The organism is Pseudomonas moorei (assembly GCF_008801475.1).
GTDB lineage: Bacteria > Pseudomonadota > Gammaproteobacteria > Pseudomonadales > Pseudomonadaceae > Aquipseudomonas > Aquipseudomonas moorei.
Genome location: NZ_VZPP01000017.1, coordinates 117,226 through 138,602 on the forward strand (window position 1 = coordinate 117,226; position 21,377 = coordinate 138,602).

19 protein-coding genes are annotated in these 21,377 nt (G+C 60.2%); 8 read left to right on the top strand and 11 right to left on the bottom strand.

Annotated features, from left to right (window positions below; all coding sequences use genetic code 11):
- Window positions 1-11: 11 nt before the first annotated feature.
- The 4 genes from F7R06_RS27025 (at window position 12) to F7R06_RS31170 (ending at window position 3,783) form a co-directional block, all read left to right on the top strand.
- On the top strand, window positions 12-656 hold the full coding sequence (locus F7R06_RS27025; RefSeq protein ID WP_090327580.1) for an RNA polymerase sigma factor: 645 nt from the start codon (window positions 12-14) through the stop codon (window positions 654-656).
- Window positions 653-1,327, top strand: coding sequence for an anti-sigma factor (locus F7R06_RS27030; RefSeq protein WP_090325823.1), 675 nt, complete (start codon window positions 653-655; stop codon window positions 1,325-1,327). The genes F7R06_RS27025 and F7R06_RS27030 overlap by 4 nt, the downstream gene beginning before the upstream one ends.
- A gap of 86 nt (window positions 1,328-1,413) precedes the next feature.
- Complete coding sequence (locus tag F7R06_RS27035; protein WP_090325825.1) at window positions 1,414-2,484, top strand: RHS repeat-associated core domain-containing protein; 1,071 nt, start codon at window positions 1,414-1,416, stop codon at window positions 2,482-2,484.
- Window positions 2,485-2,793: 309 nt separating this feature from the next.
- Window positions 2,794-3,783, top strand: a complete 990-nt coding sequence (locus F7R06_RS31170) for an RHS repeat-associated core domain-containing protein (RefSeq protein ID WP_245706721.1) — start codon at window positions 2,794-2,796, stop codon at window positions 3,781-3,783.
- Window positions 3,784-3,843: 60 nt separating this feature from the next.
- Here the strand turns inward: F7R06_RS31170 and fdhA are convergent, their stop codons facing one another.
- The 8 genes from fdhA to F7R06_RS27080 all read right to left on the bottom strand — a co-directional run bounded on the left by fdhA (window position 3,844) and on the right by F7R06_RS27080 (window position 13,957).
- Entirely contained in the window at window positions 3,844-5,043 is a 1,200-nt protein-coding gene (fdhA, locus tag F7R06_RS27045) for a formaldehyde dehydrogenase, glutathione-independent (RefSeq protein WP_090325828.1), read from the bottom strand.
- Between the two features lie 200 nt (window positions 5,044-5,243).
- Window positions 5,244-6,101 carry a formyltetrahydrofolate deformylase gene (purU, locus tag F7R06_RS27050; RefSeq protein ID WP_047534304.1) on the bottom strand — a complete coding sequence of 286 codons (858 nt, stop codon included), beginning with the start codon at window positions 6,099-6,101 and terminating at the stop codon, window positions 5,244-5,246.
- A gap of 154 nt (window positions 6,102-6,255) precedes the next feature.
- Window positions 6,256-6,888, bottom strand: a complete 633-nt coding sequence (locus tag F7R06_RS27055; protein ID WP_090325831.1) for a sarcosine oxidase subunit gamma — start codon at window positions 6,886-6,888, stop codon at window positions 6,256-6,258.
- A 156-nt stretch (window positions 6,889-7,044) separates the two neighbouring features.
- A complete protein-coding gene (locus tag F7R06_RS27060; protein ID WP_090325834.1) occupies window positions 7,045-10,062 on the bottom strand; it encodes a sarcosine oxidase subunit alpha in 3,018 nt (1,005 codons plus the stop codon).
- Window positions 10,059-10,388 (bottom strand): sarcosine oxidase subunit delta, encoded by a 330-nt coding sequence (locus F7R06_RS27065; protein ID WP_047534309.1) that lies wholly within the window; start codon window positions 10,386-10,388, stop codon window positions 10,059-10,061. The genes F7R06_RS27060 and F7R06_RS27065 overlap by 4 nt, the downstream gene beginning before the upstream one ends.
- 14 nt (window positions 10,389-10,402) lie before the next feature.
- Window positions 10,403-11,653, bottom strand: coding sequence for a sarcosine oxidase subunit beta (locus tag F7R06_RS27070; RefSeq protein WP_007980419.1), 1,251 nt, complete (start codon window positions 11,651-11,653; stop codon window positions 10,403-10,405).
- A gap of 23 nt (window positions 11,654-11,676) precedes the next feature.
- The gene (glyA, locus tag F7R06_RS27075; RefSeq protein ID WP_090325837.1) at window positions 11,677-12,930 is read right to left on the bottom strand and encodes a serine hydroxymethyltransferase; all 1,254 of its coding nucleotides are present in this window, start codon (window positions 12,928-12,930) and stop codon (window positions 11,677-11,679) included.
- Window positions 12,931-13,213: 283 nt separating this feature from the next.
- A complete protein-coding gene (locus F7R06_RS27080) occupies window positions 13,214-13,957 on the bottom strand; it encodes a TraX family protein (RefSeq protein WP_425415213.1) in 744 nt (247 codons plus the stop codon).
- Window positions 13,958-14,088: 131 nt separating this feature from the next.
- On the opposite strand from F7R06_RS27080, the gene F7R06_RS27085 reads away from it, so the two are divergent.
- Entirely contained in the window at window positions 14,089-15,129 is a 1,041-nt protein-coding gene (locus F7R06_RS27085) for a threonine aldolase family protein (RefSeq protein WP_090325840.1), read from the top strand.
- Between the two features lie 208 nt (window positions 15,130-15,337).
- Window positions 15,338-16,162 carry an SDR family oxidoreductase gene (locus F7R06_RS27090; RefSeq protein WP_090325843.1) on the top strand — a complete coding sequence of 275 codons (825 nt, stop codon included), beginning with the start codon at window positions 15,338-15,340 and terminating at the stop codon, window positions 16,160-16,162.
- Between the two features lie 143 nt (window positions 16,163-16,305).
- On the opposite strand, the gene gbcB is transcribed toward F7R06_RS27090, so the two are convergent.
- Window positions 16,306-17,406: a glycine-betaine demethylase subunit GbcB gene (gene gbcB, locus F7R06_RS27095; protein WP_090327584.1), complete on the bottom strand. Its 1,101-nt coding sequence runs from the start codon at window positions 17,404-17,406 to the stop codon at window positions 16,306-16,308.
- Window positions 17,407-17,701: 295 nt separating this feature from the next.
- On the opposite strand from gbcB, the gene gbcA reads away from it, so the two are divergent.
- Both gbcA and F7R06_RS27110 read left to right on the top strand, forming a co-directional pair.
- A complete protein-coding gene (gene gbcA / locus F7R06_RS27105) occupies window positions 17,702-18,997 on the top strand; it encodes a glycine-betaine demethylase subunit GbcA (protein ID WP_090325846.1) in 1,296 nt (431 codons plus the stop codon).
- Window positions 18,998-19,303: 306 nt separating this feature from the next.
- Window positions 19,304-19,534, top strand: coding sequence for a hypothetical protein (locus tag F7R06_RS27110; RefSeq protein WP_139204829.1), 231 nt, complete (start codon window positions 19,304-19,306; stop codon window positions 19,532-19,534).
- 386 nt (window positions 19,535-19,920) lie between these two features.
- Here the strand turns inward: F7R06_RS27110 and F7R06_RS27115 are convergent, their stop codons facing one another.
- Window positions 19,921-20,487 (bottom strand): GNAT family N-acetyltransferase, encoded by a 567-nt coding sequence (locus F7R06_RS27115; protein ID WP_090325848.1) that lies wholly within the window; start codon window positions 20,485-20,487, stop codon window positions 19,921-19,923.
- A gap of 111 nt (window positions 20,488-20,598) precedes the next feature.
- Entirely contained in the window at window positions 20,599-21,369 is a 771-nt protein-coding gene (gene etfB / locus F7R06_RS27120; protein WP_047534320.1) for an electron transfer flavoprotein subunit beta, read from the bottom strand.
- Window positions 21,370-21,377 lie beyond the last annotated feature (8 nt).

Below are 21,377 nucleotides of genomic sequence, written 5' to 3' on the forward strand. Positions count from 1 at the left end.
GGTATCCGCTGGTGAATGGAACAACTGCGCACCGTGAACTAACCTCTGCCTGCAACCGGCACCCCACGCCGCCGACCATCGCCGACTTGATTGCCTGGAGAACCGCTATTTCCATCGCCGACGCCGATCAGCTCAGGCAGCTCCTGGCCCAGTGCTCACTGGGTGACCGCCGCGCGTTCGAGACGCTTTACCGCAGCGTAGGCCCGCGCTTGCATGGCGTGGCCCTGCGTTTCATGGGGCGCCCGGACCTGGCCGAAGAAGTGCTGCAGGAAAGCTTCGTGCGGATCTGGAACAACGCCTCGCGCTACGAACCGCATCTGTCGGCGCCGTTGACCTGGATGATCAACATCACCCGTAACCAGGCCATCGACCAGTTGCGTAAACACCGCGACCGGCCGTTGAGCGATCTCGAAGAACAATCACTGGTGGACGAAACCCCATCGGCCCACGAACAGTTGAGCAGTGCACGCGAGGCCAGCGCCCTGAAGCGCTGCCTGGACAGCCTCGAAGGCATGCAGCGTCAATCGATCACCATCGCCTACTTTCAGGGAATGTCCGGCGCCGAACTGGCTGAACACCTGGCGGCGCCGCTGGGGTCGGTGAAATCCTGGATCCGCCGTGGCATGGAACGCCTGCGCAGGTGCCTCGAATCATGAACTATCAAACGCCATCCCTGCGCCGCGCCCTTGCCGCCGATTACGCCATCGGTTTGATGCCCTCGGCCGCGCGTCGACGCTTCGAACAGCTGTTGTTGGAAGACGCGGCGCTACGCGTGGAATTGGCGCAATGGCAGCAAAGCCTTGCCAGCCTCACCGATACCCTGCCTGAGCAACCGGTGCCGGATCGCGTGTGGAAAGGCATTACCGCGCGCATCGATCCGCAGGTCCTGCACTTGCCGCACAAACGCCCGTTCTGGAACTGGCTGCGGGCAACAGCGGCGATTGCCACGCTGGTGATCGCCGTGACCATCGGCATGATCTACACCCGCGACGACGTGCGCTACAGCGCAACCCTGGCCAGCGCCGATGCGCAGCCGGCATTGCGGGTCCAGGCGCACGCCGATTACCTGCAAGTCGAACCGCTGGCATTGGCGGCGATCACACCGCAGCAAAGCCTGGAACTGTGGGCGATACCGGCCGACGGCAAACCGGTTTCCCTCGGGGTGATCCCGGCGGGCGGCAAAGGCAAGGTTGAACTGAGCGACGCGCAGAAAGCGCTGATCGGCAAACCGATTGCGTTGGCGGTCAGTCTGGAGCCGAAGGGCGGCTCGCCGACCGGGCAACCGACAGGGCCGGTGTTGTATCAGGGGGCGTTGGCGGCATTGTGAACCCATCATTTCTGGCAGTAGGCAACCTTTCTTGATTGCTCCAGAGTAAATCCCTGAATTTAAAGACTTTTCAGGGAACCATGCTCATGCAGTCCAGCCGTGAAACGCTACTTTGCCACTACCACTACGACCCCCTAGATCAACTGACCGCCTCCTCTCCAGCGAAGCAAGCAACCACTCAGCGTTTCTACCTCAAAGATCGCCTGGCCACCGAGATTCAAGGCACCACGCAGCGCTCGATCATTCAGCACGACGACCAACTTGTGGCGCAACAACAGCGCCAGAACAGCAACGTGGAAACCCGATTGCTTGCCACCGACCAGCAGCGATCGGTGTTGAATGCGCTCGACTCGAATCGGCCTCATCCTCTCGCCTTCCCCCCTTACGGGCACTGCGCGCCACAGTACGGTTTGCTCAGCCTGCTCAGCTTCAACGGCGAACGGCCGGATCCGATCACTGGGCACTACTTGCTGGGAAAAGGCTATCGTGCGTTCAACCCGGTGTTGATGCGATTCAACAGCCCGGACAGTTGGAGTCCATTTGGGGAGGGTGGGTTGAATGCGTATGCGTATTGCATTGGCGATCCGGTGAATCGTTTGGATCCCAGTGGGCATTCCAGTCTGGCAATCTGGTTATTGAAATATTTCCCGGCGACTGTAGCGACAACCAATAAAACAGACTCGTTGATTAAACTTTCCAAACAGTCAAAGTCATTAACAAGCAGTACCCCGGCCAATACCGCACGTTCAACACGATCTGCATCAAGAGCGCGACCGACTCAGAATGCCAACGCGGCAAAAGCCCACAATGTTTCAAATAAAAAAAACAACCCTCTACTCACCCGAAACCAGACCGCACCAAATCCCACTAACGTAGAAATGCCCGCCTCCTGGACTTACTCGAAATCAGGTGCTGCTTTTAAAAAGAGCGGTCTTACAAAATCCGCACAAGATACGTTCGATGCTTTTCAAAACGCGATAAAAAACACTGGTGCATCGCCCTCGGAGGCTGCAAGACTGGCTGGCGAGACCAAGCTTAAAAAACTCACAAACGCTAAAATTGAAACCTGGCAAATACGCCTGAGTGGTAGCGAAAGAGCAACTTTTTTAATAGAGGACCGAATGGTAAAAGTGTTGCAAGTAGGAGGGCACACATAAAAATCATGCAAAGTGCCGCTCGCCCGAACTCCGAGTGAGCGGTACGTTTTCGGTCTGGCCTCACGTCGCACTAAACATCGTGTGCGGATCAGTCGCAAATCTCTTCGGTACCCTGGGATTGAACACCCCCTTGCGGCGCCTGATCCTGGCTGATCACCTCATCACTTGGCGTGTCGTACTTCATCATCGGCGTCTGACCAGTGTGGAGCCAGTGGGATTGGCCCCCTATCAGATCTGCTAGTAGGCAGTTCTGTGCGATTGCGCCACATTAAACCCACAATCGCCAAAATCCCTCAGGAAGCCCAGGCCATGCTGCCTAATCGCAACACATTGCTCTGCCGCTACCACTACGACCCGTTGGATCGACTGGTTGATTGCACGCCCACGCTGCAGAGCACCACTCGGCGCTTTTACCTGAAAGATCGTCTGGCCACCGAGATTCAGGGCACGGTACAGCGTTCAATCATGCAGCACGACGATCAACTGCTGGCTCAGCAGCAGCGTCAGCGCGCTGCCGTGGACACACATTTGCTTGCCACTGATCGACAGCGCTCGGTGTTGAACCTGCTCGACGCCCTTCAACGGCATCCCCTCGCCTACACACCTTACGGCCATCGGCAGAACGGCTTGCTCAGCCTGCTCGGGTTCAATGGCGAACGGCGGGATCCGCTTACGGGTTGGTATTTCCTGGGTAATGGTTATCGAGCGTTTAATCCGGTGCTGATGCGTTTTAACAGCCCGGACAGTTGGAGTCCGTTTGGGGCGGGAGGATTGAATACGTATGCGTATTGTGCGGGCGACCCGATGAATTTCGCAGATCCGACGGGGCACGTATTGCAGAAAATTTTGTCGTTCATGAGCAACTTCATGGACGATATTGCGACAACAACCAGACAGGCAATAACGAGAGGCAAGCTTCCTGTCGATTCAATGTCCATCGAAAGGCGATACCTGGATAGCGTTGCCAAACAAGGCTCTAATCCAGAACCGTACGTTTCACGCCTCTTGAGTGTGAATAAAAATTTGGCGAGTCATGGAAATAACTCCCTGACAATGCCCCAGGCTGAGAAGTTAGTCGCAATAGTCCAACAGGTTAATAACGGAAAAATCAGCAATACATCGGCGCACCTTGAAGAAGCCGTGTCATGGGCAGAAAGGTTCACCAGAGAAAAAAACGGCACTACTTTTTCCGGTGCAATTCTCAATCTATCAGCAGCTGGAATGAGTGGAGCAGTAGATAAAAATATGAGGACAACCGGTTTGGCATTACGAAGAGGAAGTTATTTCACACCTCGTTAAAAATCATAGTCCAAGAAAAAGGGCGACTAAAAAGTCGCCCTTTTTCAATACGAGCAATCCTTACGCCGCACTAAACATCTTGTGCGGATCAATCACAAACTTCTTCGGCACGCCGGCATCGAACTCGCCATAGCCCTGCGGCGCCTGATCCAGGCTGATCACCTGTACGCCCACCACTTCGGCAATGTTGATGCGGTCCCACATGATCGCCTGCATCAGCTGGCGGTTGTACTTCATCACCGGGGTCTGGCCGGTGTGGAAGCTGTGGGATTTGGCCCAGCCCAGACCGAAGCGGATGCTCAGGCTGCCCAATTTCGCGGCGGCGTCGACGGCACCCGGATCTTCGGTGACATAGAGGCCAGGAATGCCGATCTTGCCGGCCACACGTACCACACCCATCAGCGAGTTGAGGACGGTGGCCGGGGCTTCGTGTTTCACGCCGTCATGGCCGTGGCCGCGGGCTTCGAAGCCTACGGCGTCAATGGCGCAATCCACTTCAGGTTCACCCAGCAGCGCGGCGATCTGTTCGTGCAGCGGAGTGTCCAGGGACAGGTCGGCGATTTCGAAACCCTGGGCCTTGGCGTGAGCCAGGCGCACGGTGTTGACGTCACCGACGATCACCACCGCGGCGCCCAGCAGGCGAGCCGAAGCGGCAGCCGCCAGGCCGACCGGACCGGCACCGGCGATGTACACGGTGCTGCCAGGGCCAACGCCTGCCGTCACGGCGCCGTGGTAACCGGTCGGCAGGATGTCGGAAAGGCAGGTCAGGTCACGGATTTTCTCCATGGCCCGGTCGCGGTCCGGCAGTTTCAGCAGGTTGAAGTCGGCGTACGGCACCATGGCGTATTCGGCCTGGCCACCGGTCCAGTCGCCCATGTCGACATAACCATAAGCACCGCCCGGACGGGCCGGGTTGACGCTCAGGCACACGCCGGTGTGCATTTCCTTGCAGGAACGGCAGCGCCCGCAAGCCACGTTGAACGGCACGGACACCAGGTCGCCGATTTTCAGGTTCTCGACGTCACTGCCTTTCTCAACCACTTCACCGGTGATCTCGTGGCCCAGCACCAGGCCGGTTTGTGCCGTGGTACGGCCGCGCACCATGTGTTGGTCGGAGCCGCAGATGTTGGTGGAAACCACTTTGAGAATGACCCCGTGCTCGATCTTGCGACCGCGCGGGTCCTGCATTTTCGGATAGTCGATTTTCTGTACTTCGACCTTGCCAGCGCCGAGATACACCACACCACGATTGCCAGACATGCTTTCACCTCGCTGTTGTTTTTATGGAACCGCGTTGCCCAGGCAGGCAGCGCGTTAAGTGCTCGGGTACAGATGCTGTTTCTTGTCTTGCTTGTAAGGGCCTCATCGCTGACAAGCCAGCTCCCACAGTGGACGGGGTGTACGCAAATTCTGCGAACGGCATAAAACCCTGTGGGAGCTGGCTTGCCAGCGAAGGCGATCTAAAGAACGACCGTACGATTGGCGTTGAGGAACACCCGTCGCTCAATGTGATAACCAACGGCCCTCGCCAGGGTCAGGCCTTCGATATCCCGTCCCTTGGCGATCAGATCTTCCGGGTAATGACTGTGATCCACCACCTCGACGCCCTGGGCGATTATTGGCCCTTCGTCGAGGTCGTTGTTGATGTAGTGCGCGGTCGCGCCGACCAGTTTCACGCCTTTGTTGTAGGCCTGGTGGTATGGCTTGGCGCCCTTGAAACCCGGCAGCAGCGAGTGATGAATGTTGATCGCCTTGCCGTCGAGTTTGCGGCACAGCTCCGGCGACAACACTTGCATGTAGCGGGCAAGGATCACCAGTTCGGCGCCGGACTCTTCGATCACCTGCCAGACCTGACGCTCCTGGGACGGCTTGTCGTTCGGGTCCAGCGGGAAGTGGTAATACGGAATCTGATGCCAGTCGGCCAAAGGCTTGAGGTCCGGGTGGTTCGACACCACGGCAACCACGTCCATCGACAACTGGCCGATGCGCTGGCGGTAGAGCAAATCGTTGAGGCAGTGATCGGCCTTGGACACCATGATCACCACTTTCGGCCGGTAGTGCGGCGGGGTCAGCTCGAAGGCCATGCCGAAGGCTTCACCGCGCGCCTGCAAGCCCGCGCGGAAAGACTGCTCGTCGAAACCGTCGGGCTGACGGAATTCCACGCGAATGAAGAAACGGCCCGAAAGCCGGTCATCGAAGGAATGGTGTTCGGTGACGTAGCAGCCCTGCTCGAACAGAAAGCGCGTCACCGCGTCCACCGTGCCGAGGACGCTGGGGCAGTCAGCGGTCAGAATCCATGTGTCTGGGGCGCGGCTCATAGTGCGGTGACTCCTGAGACATCGATAAGCGAAACGGCTTGCTGTAGGAGCGAGCCTGCTCGCGATGGACGTTAACGATGACGCGTTCTCACTGATACGACGCGCCGCTCTCAAGTCCATCGCAGCAAGCTCGCTCCTGCAAGGTCGGTTGTGGTCAGGCCTGAACGCTCAGGCCATATTCCGCAGCTGCATCCTGCAACCACAACCACCAGTAATCCGAGAAACTGCGACGAATCAGCAGTTCCCAGGTGTCTTCGGCGGTGTGACGGATCACCAGTTGCGACTTGGCGAACACCGTGCCAACCGCCTTGCCCACCGGGAAGTTGTTGGGGTGCACGTCGTAGCTGGTGGACTTCATCAGCACCTGGCGCACATTCGGGCCGCTCAGTTCGAGGATCTGCTGCCCGCCGCTGACGTTGACGATCTGGATGTGCAGCTTGCCCAGCGCTTCACGCAGTTTTTTCTCGGCGGCGAACTCTTCACCGGTCGGCACGATCAGCAGCCATTCATCCGGCCCCATCCATTGCAGGCTGGTTTCGCCTTTGACGATAACGGTCAGCGCGCCCGGCAGTTCGATGCCCAGGGCCTTGTGCACGCCGGCAGCGAACGCCGCGTCATGGCCATCGCCACGGATGGTCAGGTGACCGAGGAGTTTTTTCTCACGCACGGTCACGCCGGCGTTCTTGCGACCCTTGCCCACCAGGCTGGCGAGGTCGGCATGATGCAGCGACGACTCGGCCTTGGCCCCGGAGGTTGGGCGTTGTTGGTAAACATTGGCTGCGGTCATAAAGCACCTTTTCCTGAATTCTGTTGGTTCCGGCCCATGTGGTGGCAGGTCTACCGCTATCGCGAGCAGGCTCGCTCCCACATTTGACCGGGTTCCCCTGTGGGAGCGAGCCTGCTCGCGATAGCGGCGGCACAGTCACCACAGGGCCCGAGGCCGTCAAACGTTCTGGCGTTCGCCTTTCGGATCGAAGAACACCGAAGAAACGATCTCCGCTTCGATCACGCTACCGTCCGCCAGTGGCGCAAACACACGCTCGCCCATGCGGTTCAGGCCGCCCTTGACCACGCCCATGGCAAACGAATAGCCCAGGGAGTTGTGCGCGTAGCTGGAGGTCACGTGACCGACCATGGTCATCGGGATCGCCTGCTTGGTGTTGAACACCAGTTGCGCACCCTCCGGCAGCCATTTGGTCGGATCGATCGGTTTCAGGCCAACCAGCTGTTTGCGTTGATCACGCACGCAGTCTTCGCGGTTCATGCCACGCCAGCCGATCCACGAGAACGGTTTGGTGCGACCCACGCACCAGCCCATGTTCAGGTCGTCCGGAGTCATCGAGCCGTCGGTGTCCTGACCGACGATGATGAAGCCCTTCTCGGCCCGCAGCACGTGCATGGTTTCGGTGCCATAGGGCGTCAGGTTGTACTTCTTGCCGGCATCGACAATCTTCTCCAGCACACCCATCGCATAGTCGGCCTGCACGTTGACTTCATACGACAGCTCACCGGTAAACGAAATCCGGAACACCCGCGCCGGCACGCCACCGACCAGACCTTCTTTCCAGGTCATGAACGGGAAGGCTTCGTTGCTCAGGTCGATGTCGGTGACTTCGCTGAGCAGCTTGCGGCTGTTCGGCCCGGACAGGGTCATGGTCGCCCAGTGGTCGGTCACGGACGTGAAGTACACCTTCAGGTCTGGCCATTCGGTCTGTTGGTAGATCTCCAGCCATTGCAGCACGCGTGCGGCGCCGCCCGTGGTGGTGGTCATGACGAAATGGTTGTCGGCCAGGCAGGCGGTCACGCCGTCGTCGAACACCATGCCGTCTTCTTTGCACATCAGGCCATAACGCGCCTTGCCCACATCGAGCTTGGTCCAGGCGTTGGTGTAGATGCGGTTGAGGAACTCACGCGCATCCGGGCCCTGGATGTCGATCTTGCCCAGGGTCGACGCGTCCAGCAGGCCGACGCTGTCGCGCACGGCTTTGCATTCACGCTTGACCGCGGCATGCATGTCTTCACCGGATTTCGGGAAGTACCAGGGACGTTTCCACTGACCGACGTCTTCGAACTCGGCGCCGTTTTTCAGGTGCCAGTGATGCAGTGCGGTGAAACGCACCGGCTCGAAGATGTGCCCACAGTGACGACCGGCCACGGCGCCGAATGTCACCGGCGTGTAGTTCGGGCGGAACATGGTGGTGCCCATCTGCGGGATGGTCACGTTCAGCGAACGGGCGGCAATCGCCAGGCCGTTGACGTTACCGAGCTTGCCCTGGTCGGTGCCGAAGCCCAGCGCGGTGTAGCGCTTGACGTGCTCGACCGACTCGAAGCCCTCGCGGGTCGCCAGTTCGATGGCGGCGGCGGTGACGTCGTTCTGCAGGTCGACGAATTGCTTCGGCGCCCGTGCGGTGTTCTTTTCATGGGGCACCTGGAACAGCGCCAGGGTCGGCTCTTCCAGACGGGTCAGGGCCTTGGGCAGCGTCGCTTCGACCGGGCCGAAACCGGCTTCGCTGGCCGCGCGCACGCCGCCTTCAAAACCGTCCGCCAGGGAATCGCCCAGGCCATAGACGCCGTTGATGCCACCGACGCACACGCGTTTCTGCGGTGCTTCACCCGGTACGAAACCGAGGATGTCTTCACGCCAGATCGGCTTGCCGCCCAGGTGCGAAGCCAGGTGAACTACCGGACTGTAGCCGCCGGAACTGGCGACCAGGTCGCACTCGAGCCATTCGCCAGGGCTGGTGACCTTGTGTCCTTTGACATCGATCGCAGCCACGCGGGCAGCGGTTACGCGCTTGCTGCCACGGGCTTCGATCACGGCGCTGCCGGTGAGGATGCGGATGCCTTTGGCGCGTGCTTCTTCCACCAGCGCCCCACGTGGGTTGCTGCGAGCATCGGCGACGGCCACGACTTGCAGGCCGGCGTCGAGCCAATCCAGGGCCACACGGTAGGCGTGGTCGTTGTTGGTGCTCAGGACAAGCTTCTTGCCCGGCGCCACGCCATAACGGCGTACATACGTCGAGACAGCACCGGCCAGCATGTTGCCCGGCACGTCGTTGTTGCCGTAGACCAGCGGACGCTCGTGAGCGCCGGTTGCCAGCACGACACGCTTGGCGCGAACGCGGTGGATGCGCTGACGCACCTGGCCAATCGGGGCGCGGTCGCCGAGGTGATCGGTGAGGCGCTCGTGAATGGTCAGGAAGTTATGGTCGTGATAGCCGTTGACCGTGGCGCGCGGCAACAGCAGCACGTCCGGGGTGTTCTTCAGCTCGGCGATGACGCTGGCGACCCATTCCAGGGCAGGCTTGCCGTCGAGGCTTTCGCGGGAGTCGAGCAGGCTGCCGCCGAACTCTTCCTGCTCATCAGCCAGGATCACCCGGGCGCCACTGCGTGCAGCCGCCAGTGCAGCGGCCAGACCCGCAGGGCCGGCGCCGACGATCAGCACGTCGCAGTGCTGGTTCATGTAGTCATAGGTGTCCGGATCGTTCTCGGTCGGCGAGCGGCCAAGACCGGCGGCCTTACGAATGTACTTCTCGTAAGTCATCCAGAACGATTGCGGGTACATGAAGGTTTTGTAGTAGAAGCCCGGCGGCATCAGCTTGCCGCCGACCTTGCCGAGGATCCCCATCATGTCGTTGTTCACGCTTGGCCAGCCGTTGGTGCTGGTGGCGACCAGGCCTTGGTACAGCGCTTGTTGCGTGGCGCGTACGTTCGGGATCTGCGTGGCTTCGGTAGCGCCGATCTGCAGCACGGCGTTCGGCTCTTCGGCACCGGCGGCGAAGATGCCGCGCGGACGGGAATACTTGAAGCTGCGACCAATGATGTCAACGCCATTGGCCAGCAGTGCAGCGGCCAGTGAGTCGCCTTCGAAGCCTTTGTAGCTCTGGCCGTTGAAGGAGAACGTCAGGACTTTGTTGCGGTCGATCCGTCCGCCATTGGACAGGCGATTGATCTGGCTCATACCTTCTCTCCCAGAGCCGTGCTGGCCGCTTTCGGGCTATCGGTCTTGTCGGTGAATTGTGGCTTGGTGCCGATCTTGTAGGTTTCGAGAATCTCGTAGGTCACGGTGTCGCGGGTGGCGTTGAAGTACTGACGGCAACCGGCGGCGTGAATCCACAGTTCATGGTGCAGACCGCGAGGGTTGTCGCGGAAGAACATGTAGTCGCCCCACTCCTCGTCGGTGCAGCTGTTCGGATCCAGTGGACGCGGGATATGCGCCTGGCCGGATGCGTGGAATTCCTCTTCGGAGCGCAGTTCGCCGCAGTGAGGACAGAAGATATGCAACATGGGGATTTCTCCTGTTAGTGGGCAACCGCAGCAGCGCCGTGTTCATCGATCAACGCACCGTTGTGGAAACGGTCGATGGAGAAAGGTGCGGCCAACGGGTGCATTTCACCCTTGGCCAGACTCGCGGCAAACACGTTGCCCGAGCCAGGTGTTGCCTTGAAGCCACCGGTGCCCCAACCGCAGTTGAAGAACATGTTCGGTACCGGGGTTTTCGAGATGATCGGGCATGCATCCGGCGTGGTGTCGACGATGCCGCCCCACTGACGGTTCATGCGTACGCGCGACAGCACCGGGAACATTTCGACGATGGCCTGGATGGTGTGTTCGATCACCGGGTACGAACCACGCTGGCCGTAGCCGTTGTAGCCGTCGATACCGGCGCCGATCACCAGGTCGCCCTTGTCGGACTGGCTGATGTAACCGTGTACGGCGTTGGACATGATCACGCTGTCGATAATCGGCTTGATCGGCTCGGACACCAGCGCTTGCAGCGGGTGGGATTCGATCGGCAGACGGAAACCGGCCAGCTTGGCCATGTGCCCGGAGTTACCGGCGGTGACCACGCCGACGCGCTTGGCGCCGATGAAGCCCTTGTTGGTTTCGACACCGATGCACACGCCGTTTTCCTTGCGGAAACCGATCACTTCGGTCTGCTGGATCAGGTCCACGCCCAAGGCGTCGGCGGCCCGGGCAAAGCCCCAGGCCACGGCATCGTGACGGGCCACGCCGCCGCGACGCTGGACGGTAGCGCCCATCACGGGGTAGCGGGTGTTCTTCGAGCAGTCGAGGTACGGAATCTCGTCGGCCACTTGCTTGGCATCGAGCAGTTCGCCATCGACGCCGTTGAGGCGGTTGGCGCTGACCCGACGCTCGGAATCACGGATGTCCTGCAGGGTATGGCACAGGTTGTAGACGCCGCGCTGGGAGAACATCACGTTGTAGTTCAGGTCCTGGGACAGGCCTTCCCACAGTTTCATCGCGTGTTCGTACAGGTGCGCCGACTCGTCCCACAGGTAGTTAGAGCGAACGATGGTGGTGTTGCGCGCGGTGTTACCGCCGCCCAGCCAGCCTTTTTCGACCACGGCCACGTTGGTGATGCCGTGCTCCTTGGCCAGGTAGTAGGCGGTCGCCAGACCATGCCCGCCACCGCCGACGATGACCACGTCGTAGACCTTTTTAGGGGTCGGCGTGCGCCACATCCGCTGCCAGTTTTCGTGGTGGCTGAGAGAGTGTTTGAAGAGGCCGAAGCCCGAGTAGCGTTGCATAGTCATTTACTCCAAAACCGCACTCAGCGATAAACCGGGAAGTCCGCGCACAGGGCTGCCACATGCTTGGCGACGTTGGCCTCGACATCGGCATCGCCGAGGTTGTCGAGGATGTCGCAGATCCAGCCAGCCAGCTCGGTGCACTGAGCGACCTTGAAGCCACGGGTCGTTACCGCCGGGGTGCCGATACGCAGGCCGGAGGTCACGAACGGCGACTGCGGGTCGTTCGGGACAGCGTTCTTGTTCACGGTGATGTGGGCGCGACCGAGTGCTGCATCTGCGTCTTTGCCGGTGAGGCCCTGACGGATCAGGCTGACCAGGAACAGGTGGTTATCGGTGCCGCCGGACACTACATCGTAGCCGCGTTTGATAAATACGCCGGCCATGGCCTGGGCGTTATCGATGACTTGTTGCTGGTAGGCCTTGAAGCCTGGCTCCAGCGCTTCCTTGAAGCACACCGCCTTACCGGCGATCACGTGCATCAGCGGGCCGCCCTGGGCGCCGGGGAAAACCGCGGCGTTGAGCTTTTTCTCGATCTCTTCGTTGGCCTTGGCCAGGATCAGGCCGCCACGTGGACCGCGCAGGGTCTTGTGGGTAGTGGTGGTAACCACATCGGCGTACGGCAGCGGGTTCGGGTACAGACCGGCGGCAACCAGACCGGCCACGTGAGCCATGTCGACGAACAGCAGTGCACCGACCTTGTCGGCGATCTGACGGAAACGCGGGAAGTCCAGGGTCTTGGAGTAGGCGGAGAAGCCGGCGACGATCATCTTCGGCTTGTGCTCGACGGCCAGACGCTCGACTTCGTCGTAGTCGATCAGACCGGTCTTGGTATCGATGCCGTACTGCACCGCGTTGTACAGCTTGCCCGAGGATGACACTTTGGCACCGTGGGTCAGGTGACCGCCGTGGGCCAGGCTCATGCCGAGAATGGTATCGCCTGGCTGAATCAGGGCCAGGTACACGGCGCTGTTGGCCGAAGAGCCGGAGTGCGGCTGCACGTTGGCGTAGTCGGCGCCGAACAGTTGCTTGGCGCGTTCGATGGCCAGGGCTTCAACCTTGTCCACGTGCTCGCAGCCACCGTAGTAGCGCTTGCCCGGATAGCCTTCGGCGTATTTGTTGGTCAGGCCGCTGCCCTGGGCCTGCATGACCCGTTTGCTGGTGTAGTTCTCCGACGCGATCAGCTCGATGTGATCTTCCTGACGTTGCTCCTCGGCATTCATCGCCGCCAGCAGTGCATCGTCGTAACCCTGGATCTGGTCTTGCTTGCTGAACATCGCGTCTCTCCCAGCGGCATCTATGCGCCATTCGTCTCGGTAAGGCACCGGTGTTTCGGCAGTGCCCTTTGATAGCGATGGTATGACCGGCGCAGGCAGGCCAAATGCCTACGGACGCCACGTAAAGGTGCGTTTACGACATGGCGGGAAATGACGGGGCGGCCGCTCTTCTCAAATCAGTGAGAAACCCTGTGGGCTCTGGCTTGCCAGCGATGACGGCGTCACATCCAGCCTTGATGGCGACGGGTCCACCGCTATCGCTGGCAAGCCAGCGCCCACAGGGTTATACGGCGAACTGGCGGACGAGTAGCAGCACGAGGAAATGCACCGGATAGAGGGCATAAGCCCAACGCCGCATCGGTGGTGGTTTTACGCCCTTGGCATGTCGCAACAAGAACAGCCCCAGCCAGGGCGCGATCAGGCAGGTGACGATGGCCGGAAGGGCCGCGGGGTTGCCCAGCCGTGCGGCGTAATACAGCACTTGCCACTGATTGGCCGCCAGACAAACCAGCCCCGGCAACAGCGCGAAATACCAGGGACGACGGATCACCAGCAACAGCGCCAGCGGCAACAGCACACCAAAGAAGCCGAACATCAATCGTGACCAGAACACGACCGCCAGCAGCAGAGCGACAACCGCCAACAGTCGCGCCTGAAGCCCCCGCGTTTGCCAGCCCCGTGCCACCAGCAGGCCCAAGGCCAGGGTGGGCAACACGTTCAAGGTGTCGGGATCGGGAATGTACATCCGGTAAGGCACTTCGCTCACCGCACTGAACAGCAACAACCAGCCCAGATAGCGCCATTGCCCCTGGGTGTTCACGGTCGGCGCGCGAGCCAGATTCGCCGCCATCGCCAGGCAAAACCACGGGAACGCCAGGCGCCCCGGCACATACAGCAGATCGACGGAATAACCGACATAGCGCAGGTGGTCGAGCACCATGCTCAGCAGCGCCAGCCACTTGAGCAAATCGAGTGCACCGTCGCGCGGCTTTAACTGCCGCTGTGTCATGTGCATCGCCAGGTGCATAATTGCCCGGCATCCCCGTATTTTTCAGACAGTGACATCCCGTGTGCTCCCCGGACGATCTTCGGTAAAGTGCGCACCATCATTGACCACGAGACACTTCACCATAGGCGTCTCGACCACGGAAGCAGGCCATGACCGATAAGAGCCAACAATTCGCCAGCGACAACTACTCCGGCATTTGCCCTGAAGCCTGGGCTGCCATGGAGCAGGCCAACCATGGCCACCAGCGTGCATACGGCGACGACGAATGGACCGCCCGCGCGTCCGACTATTTCCGCAAATTGTTCGAAACCGACTGCGAAGTGTTCTTCGCCTTCAACGGCACCGCCGCCAACTCCCTGGCCCTGTCTTCGCTGTGCCAGAGCTACCACAGCGTGATCTGCTCGGAAACCGCCCACGTCGAAACCGACGAATGCGGCGCCCCGGAATTCTTTTCCAACGGCTCCAAACTGCTGATCGCCCGCACCGAAAACGGCAAGCTGACTCCGGAATCGATCCGCGAAGTCGCTCTCAAGCGCCAGGACATCCACTACCCGAAACCCCGCGTCGTGACCCTGACGCAGGCCACCGAAGTCGGCAGCGTCTACACCCCGGACGAAATCCGCGCCATCAGCGCCACTTGCAAGGAACTGGGCCTGAACCTGCACATGGACGGCGCGCGGTTCTCCAACGCCTGCGCGTTCCTCGGCTGCTCGCCAGCGGACCTGACCTGGAAGGCCGGCGTCGACGTGCTGTGCTTCGGCGGCACGAAAAACGGCATGGCCGTGGGCGAAGCGATTCTGTTCTTCAACCACAAACTGGCCGAAGACTTCGACTACCGCTGCAAACAGGCCGGGCAACTGGCGTCGAAGATGCGTTTCCTCTCCGCGCCCTGGGTCGGAATCCTGGAAAACGACGCCTGGCTCAAATACGCCAACCACGCCAATCGTTGCGCGCAATTGCTGGCCGAGCTGGTCAGCGACATTCCCGGCGTGGAACTGATGTTCCCGGTGCAGGCCAACGGCGTGTTCCTGCAACTCTCGGAACCGGCCATCGCCGCGCTGACCGCCAAGGGCTGGCGCTTCTACACCTTCATCGGCAACGGCGGCGCACGCTTCATGTGCTCGTGGGACACCGAAGAAGAACGCGTTCGGGAATTGGCCAGGGATATCCGTGAAGTGATGTCGCACTAACAACCTTGGTTTGCACTGCCCCTGTGGGAGCGAGCTCGCTCGCGATGAGGTCAGCCCATCCAACAATGATGTCAGCTGACACACCGCCATCGCGAGCAAGCTCCCACAAAAGCCCCACCCACTCACCCTCATCATTCGCACCTGAAGACTTCGTCTACATTGTTTGTCGAGCCCATCCGCTCTCATAACAATAATCAGGAGCGCAAGCATGTCCCTTCAAGGCAAAACACTGTTCATTACCGGCGCCAGTCGCGGGATTGGTCGGGAGATCGCCCTGCGGGCGGCGCGCGACGGGGCCAATATCGTGATTGCGGCCAAAAGCGCCGAACCGCACCCCAAGCTACCCGGCACCATTTACAGCGTGGCCGAGGAAGTCGAAAACGCGGGTGGCAAGGCGCTGGCCTTGCAAGTGGATGTGCGCGATGAAGTCGCCGTGCATCAGGCCCTAGCCCAGGCCAACGAACATTTCGGCGGCATCGATGCATTGGTCAACAACGCCGGGGCAATCAAGTTGACCGGTGTGCAGCACATCGAACTCAAGCGCTTCGACCTCATGCACCAGATCAATACCCGTGCCGTGCTGCTGTGCAGCCAGGCCGCCCAGCCCTACCTGAAGAAATCCGCCGGACACATCCTCAACCTGTCACCGCCGTTGAACCTGGCGACCCAATGGTTCGCCCAATACAGCCCGTACACCGTGACCAAGTACGGCATGAGCATGCTGACGCTGGGCATGAGCGAGGAATTCAAGCACTACGGCATCAGCGTCAACTCGCTGTGGCCGCAAACAATGATCGCCACCGCCGCCATCGAGTTTCAGCTGGGGTCACGGGAGTCGTTCAAGCACGCCAGGACGCCCGCGATCATGGCTGACGCGGCACATGCGATTCTGAGCAGCGCGAATCGCAGCCTGACCGGGCGGTTGTTGATTGATGAGGAAATACTGCGGGAGAACGGCGTGACCGAGTTCGAACACTATCGGTTCGCACCAGGCAGCAGCGACACGCTTATGCCGGATCTGTTTATCGACTGAACGCATTTCCCTGTAGCAGCGAGCCGGCTCCGGGCGGCGTTCCGACGATGAACCCGGGAGCAACACGGGGTGTCAGGCTCCCAGCGTTATCATTGACGTCCATCGCGAGCAGGCCCGCTCCTACAGGGGGGCTTAGGCGTGGGTTAGAACTCGATCCGCACATCCCCCTTCGGCACGCTGCAGCACGACAAAATGTACCCGTCGGCCTCGTCTTCCTCGGTGATCCCGCCGTTGTGCTCCATCTCCACTTCGCCGCCCAGTTTCAGTACCTTGCACGTGCCGCAGATGCCCATGCCGCAGGCTTTCGGGATCATCAGGCCGACTTTCGCGGCAGCGGCGTGTACGGTCTCGCCCGGTGCCACGCGAATGCTCTTGCCCGAGGCAATGAACTCCACCTGATGCAGATCTGCGTCATCCACCTCCGGCGCCTCGGCGGCCTGCTCGGCATTCTCCACAGCATCGGCGATTGCCTCTGGCGGCGTGGCGCCGAAGGACTCCTCGTGATAGTGCTTCATGTTGAAACCGGCATTCTCCAGCAGGCGCTTGACCGCATTCATGTACGGCGTCGGGCCGCAGCAGAATACTTCGCGCTCAAGGAAATCCGGGACCATCAGTTCCAGCATCTTGTGGTTCAAATAACCGCGATAACCAGCCCATGGCTCGCCGAAGCCATGTTTTTCGCAAATCAGGTGCAGGCTGAAATTTTCGATCCGCGCTGCCATGTGTTCCAGCTCGCGGTGATAAATGATGTCCTTCGGCGAACGGGCGCTGTGGATGAACGCCATGTCGACATTGCCGTTGGTGTCGAAGAACCAGCGCGCCATGGACATGCACGGCGTGATGCCCACGCCGCCGCTGAGGTACAGCACTTTAGGATTCGGGAAGTCGATCGCGTTGAACAGCCCGACCGGACCGTGCACGGCCAGTTCGTAGCCTTCGTGCAGGGTGTCGTGCAGCCAGTTCGAAACCTTGCCGCCCGGCACGCGCTTGATGGTCACCGAAAAGCTGTACGGCACCGATGGCGAGCTGGAAATGGTGTACGAACGCATGATCGGCTGGCCTTCGATTTCCAGCTCCAGGGTGACAAACTGCCCCGGCTTGAAGAAGAACATGATCGGCTGGTCGGCCATGAAGCAAAAGGTGCGCACATCCCAGGTTTCCTGGATGACTTTGACGCAACGGACGATGTGCCGACCATTGGCCCAGGTCTGGGTGGTTACCGGGTTCAGGAAGTTGTTGGACATGCTGATCTCCACGGCCGACTGTCGGCCTTCATGATGGCGATTCTGCGTATAGCGCGAACCACCCATTTACCTATCTGCGACATTCACATGCTTATCGCGACCAGCCCCCAACTACCGGGGCTTGCGCGTCGGGAACAGATTGCACCATGTCGCCCATGGATAAGGTTCTGGCCAGCGCCGGCCCCACACTCGCCCCATACCAAGACACAACCTTTACACCTTGCGTAGCAAACCTGAGCAGCACACCTGATTAGCCACTTTCGCCGGCCACGCAGATGGCCTTGAGGATTAAACGATGGACGTCACTACTACCCTGAGCCTGGGCGATCCGCTGGAACCCGCACGCAAGGCCACCGCCCAGATGCTGCAAGAGCGCGAGCGCACGTTCTCGCTGCCGCAGCCGTTTTACTCTGACGAGCGCCTGTTTGATATCGACATGCAGGAAATCTTTCAGAAAGAGTGGCTGATCGCCGGCATGACCTGCGAGATCCCCACCAAGGGCAACTATCTGACACTGCAGGTCGGCAAGAACCCGATCATCGTGATCCGTGGCGCCGAAGGCGTCGTGCACGCGTTCCATAACGTCTGCCGTCACCGTGGCTCGCGCCTGTGCACCAGCGACAAGGGCAAGGTCGCCAAACTGGTCTGCCACTACCACCAGTGGACCTACGAACTCGACGGTCGCCTGTTGTTCGCCGGCACCGAGATGGGTGCCGACTTCGACATGAACCAGTACGGCCTCAAGCCGGTGAACGTGAAAACCGCGGGTGGCTACATCTTCATCAGCCTGGCGGACAACCCGCCGGCCATCGACGACTTCCTGTCGACGCTCAGCCATTACATGGAACCGTACGACATGGAAAACACCAAGGTGGCGGTGCAAACCACCTTGATGGAAAAAGCCAACTGGAAACTGGTGCTGGAAAACAACCGCGAGTGCTACCACTGCGGCGGCTCACACCCGGAACTGCTGAAAACCCTGCTGGAATGGGACGACGTCACCGACCCGCGCGCCGACCAGGCGTTCAAGGACCATGTCGCCGCCTCCGCCGCTGCCTGGGAAGCCGAGAAGATCCCTTACGCCCACGCCAGCTTCGGCCTGCGTAACCGCATCGTGCGCATGCCGCTGCTCAAGGGCACCGTGTCGATGACCATGGACGGCAAACAAGGCTGTGCCAAGCTCATGGGCCGCATCAAGAACCCCGACCTGGGCTCCATGCGCATCCTGCACCTGCCGCACTCGTGGAACCACTGCATGGGCGACCACATCATCGTGTTCACCGTGTGGCCGATCAGCGCCCAGGAAACCATGGTCACCACCAAGTGGATCGTGCACAAGGACGCCGTCGAAGGCGTGGACTACGACGTAGAGCGCATGCGCAAAGTCTGGGACGCCACCAACGACCAGGACCGTCGCCTGGCCGAAGAAAACCAGCGCGGCATCAACTCCACCGCTTATCAGCCTGGCCCTTACTCCAAGACGTATGAATTTGGCGTGGTGAACTTCGTGGACTGGTACAGCGAGCGGATGCTGAACAATCTGGGGGCTGAGCCGGCGCCTTACCTCAAAGGTGTCCCTGTCCAAGGTTAAATATCCCACTCTGTAGGAGCCTGCTCACGATGGACGCATGAGCACCGCGGGATAACTGATACCCCGCGTTATCGTTCACGACCATCGCGAGCAGGCTCGCTCCTCCAGGAGCCTGCTCGCGACGTTTACTCCCGCCATTACCCTCTTCCCTTTAGCACTGTACGAAATATGATCTATTCCGTTCGGCGCTATACAGTGCGCGCCTCCCAGCCTTTCGCGAACAAGTTATCCACATCTCCACCCACAGCAAATGGGGACAACTGTGGACAGGTTCGAAATTTTCTCCACAGAAACCGAAGAAAATCCGTGACTTATCCGGAATCACGGTTTCCCGCCGCGCCTGATCAATTTTTGACCAACCCCATGAAGACCACGTTTTACATGGCCCGTAGCGGATGGCAAACACCTTATCCACAGAAGCGCCAACAGACTTTGGGGGCAACTTCTGCGCTTCTGTGGAAAACCGCTGAAAGCCGCGTAATTTCTGCATTTGCGGGAGGTGGAACAGATAAAAAAGACGATTCGATCAATTTTTGACCAAACACCTGAGAGGCACGTTTTATATGGCCTGTAGCGGTAAGCGAACATCTTATCCACAGAAGCGCCAACAGAGATCGGGGACAAGTTTTGCTTCGAGCTCACACTTATCCTCAGAAAAACAACCGAAAAAACCGTAGCTTACGCTGATTGTTTTTTGATCTACGGGCTGAAAGGCTTCATTTTCAAGGGCTGCAGCGAGGGGCGAACATGTTATCCACAGAATCGCCAACAGCGTTTGTGGAGAACCAGGCAGGCGTTATCCACACGAGTGCGCCTGATCATGTTCGGAGGGGTCTTCCGGGCGGGATGTTCTTTTAAAGAAATGACGGCTTGGTACCGCCCCTGGCAATTCTGTCAGGGGCGGTCGTCGTCGCCATAGCCCGTTAAGGCCGGTACATCAAATAGGCCTCGCCCGTGACCCGGATCATCGGGTGCGGCGTGATCTGGCAGGTATCGACGATGCGGAAGCCGTGGCGCTCATAGAAGCGCCGGGCGCCGGTGTTGGCGGCGTAGTCGATCAGGCTAAGGCCGTTGAGTCCGAGCCGATTGGCGCGGTCGTAGGCGTAAGCGAGAAATTGCTTGCCCAGGCCCTGGTTTCGCCAGCCCTCGTGCAGCGCCAAGCTGGAAATATAAAGGGTGTCGGGGATCTCCATCGTCGCGTACGGCGCCAGCACCGGATCGGTCACTGGCTCCGCGAACGGGTCATAACGCATCACGTAGCTGTGCAGCATGCCAATGACCTTCCCCTCGGCCTCGGCGATCAGGCAATTCTGGTAGGAAAAATCCACATCTTCACGGGCATAACGGATGGCTCCCACGTCCAACAGGTCCTGCCCGGGCTCTGCTATCTGGCTCCAGATGTAATCCGAAGCGCCTTCCGAGGAAATCTGAAACAGACGCGCAATCTCGCGCGCATCCGCGCGTACCGCCGAACGAAACTCAACCGACATTGATTAAAACTCCACAGATCATCGAGCGCCCGTTTTACGTGGGCGCTCACGGCGCAGCAACGCGCCGCAGGGATGGGTGTTTTTCCGGGTATTGCGGCTCGAGGCTGGGTGTCAGCGCACCACGCCCTCTTCGATCAGCAGCTTGAGAATCGCTTCAGCCCCCGCCTGCGCCGTGACGCCCTTGAGCACTTGCCCGCCGCCGCCACTGGCCTTGGCCGTCGCGGCTTTCATGCGGTCGGCACCGCTCTTGGCCTTGATGACTTTGAGGCGCTTGGGTCGCGGCTTGGCCGGCTGCAGGGTCGCCACCGCCAGCAGTTCATCGTCGACGACTTCCACTTCATCGGCCTGCAACACCCCGCGCCGGGCCGGACCGTAGGCGCTTTGCCGTGGCTTGGGCGCGGCGTTATCCACAGTCGCGAGAAACGGCAGGCGAACCTTCAAGCGACGACGCTGACCACGTGGCAAGGCTTGCAGCACCAGCGCCGAACTGCCATCGATGGACTCGACCTGCGCCAGCCCCACCACCAGCGGCCAGCCCAGGCTTTCAGCCAGCAGGAACGGCAACATGCCCGAGCCTTCGCCGGTTTCAGCCTGGCTGCCGGTCAACACCACCTGAGCGCCGGCATCGCGCAAATACGCGGTCAACGCCGGCAGCGCATCCGCGCCCTCGGGTTGTTCGAGGACATGCAATTGCTCCAGCCCCATGCCCAGATAAGCGCGCAACGCAGGCTCGGCGACATCGCCGGCATGCAGCACCTGCAAGTTATCCCCAGCCAACTGCAAACCCAGTTCCACGGCACGCGCATCCTGTTCGGCGCGACGTGGACGGCCGGACGTCGGGTGGGCGCCGATGGACACCAGGCTGATGATTTTCGTGCTCATAACCCTTT

Excerpts from the sequence above, each read along its gene's own strand:
- F7R06_RS31170 (WP_245706721.1), top strand. The coding sequence starts at position 2,794 with ATGCTGCCTAATCGCAACACATTGCTCTGCCGCTACCACTACGACCCG.
- F7R06_RS27090 (WP_090325843.1), top strand. The coding sequence starts at position 15,338 with ATGTCCCTTCAAGGCAAAACACTGTTCATTACCGGCGCCAGTCGCGGG.
- F7R06_RS27115 (WP_090325848.1), bottom strand. The coding sequence starts at position 20,487 with ATGTCGGTTGAGTTTCGTTCGGCGGTACGCGCGGATGCGCGCGAGATT.
- fdhA (WP_090325828.1), bottom strand. The coding sequence starts at position 5,043 with ATGTCTGGCAATCGTGGTGTGGTGTATCTCGGCGCTGGCAAGGTCGAA.
- gbcB (WP_090327584.1), bottom strand. The coding sequence starts at position 17,406 with ATGTCCAACAACTTCCTGAACCCGGTAACCACCCAGACCTGGGCCAAT.
- F7R06_RS27030 (WP_090325823.1), top strand. The coding sequence starts at position 653 with ATGAACTATCAAACGCCATCCCTGCGCCGCGCCCTTGCCGCCGATTAC.
- F7R06_RS27065 (WP_047534309.1), bottom strand. The coding sequence starts at position 10,388 with ATGTTGCATATCTTCTGTCCTCACTGCGGCGAACTGCGCTCCGAAGAG.
- etfB (WP_047534320.1), bottom strand. The coding sequence starts at position 21,369 with ATGAGCACGAAAATCATCAGCCTGGTGTCCATCGGCGCCCACCCGACG.
- F7R06_RS27085 (WP_090325840.1), top strand. The coding sequence starts at position 14,089 with ATGACCGATAAGAGCCAACAATTCGCCAGCGACAACTACTCCGGCATT.
- F7R06_RS27060 (WP_090325834.1), bottom strand. The coding sequence starts at position 10,062 with ATGAGCCAGATCAATCGCCTGTCCAATGGCGGACGGATCGACCGCAAC.
- F7R06_RS27080 (WP_425415213.1), bottom strand. The coding sequence starts at position 13,957 with ATGCACCTGGCGATGCACATGACACAGCGGCAGTTAAAGCCGCGCGAC.
- purU (WP_047534304.1), bottom strand. The coding sequence starts at position 6,101 with ATGAGCCGCGCCCCAGACACATGGATTCTGACCGCTGACTGCCCCAGC.
- gbcA (WP_090325846.1), top strand. The coding sequence starts at position 17,702 with ATGGACGTCACTACTACCCTGAGCCTGGGCGATCCGCTGGAACCCGCA.
- F7R06_RS27035 (WP_090325825.1), top strand. The coding sequence starts at position 1,414 with ATGCAGTCCAGCCGTGAAACGCTACTTTGCCACTACCACTACGACCCC.
- F7R06_RS27070 (WP_007980419.1), bottom strand. The coding sequence starts at position 11,653 with ATGCAACGCTACTCGGGCTTCGGCCTCTTCAAACACTCTCTCAGCCAC.
- glyA (WP_090325837.1), bottom strand. The coding sequence starts at position 12,930 with ATGTTCAGCAAGCAAGACCAGATCCAGGGTTACGACGATGCACTGCTG.
- F7R06_RS27055 (WP_090325831.1), bottom strand. The coding sequence starts at position 6,888 with ATGACCGCAGCCAATGTTTACCAACAACGCCCAACCTCCGGGGCCAAG.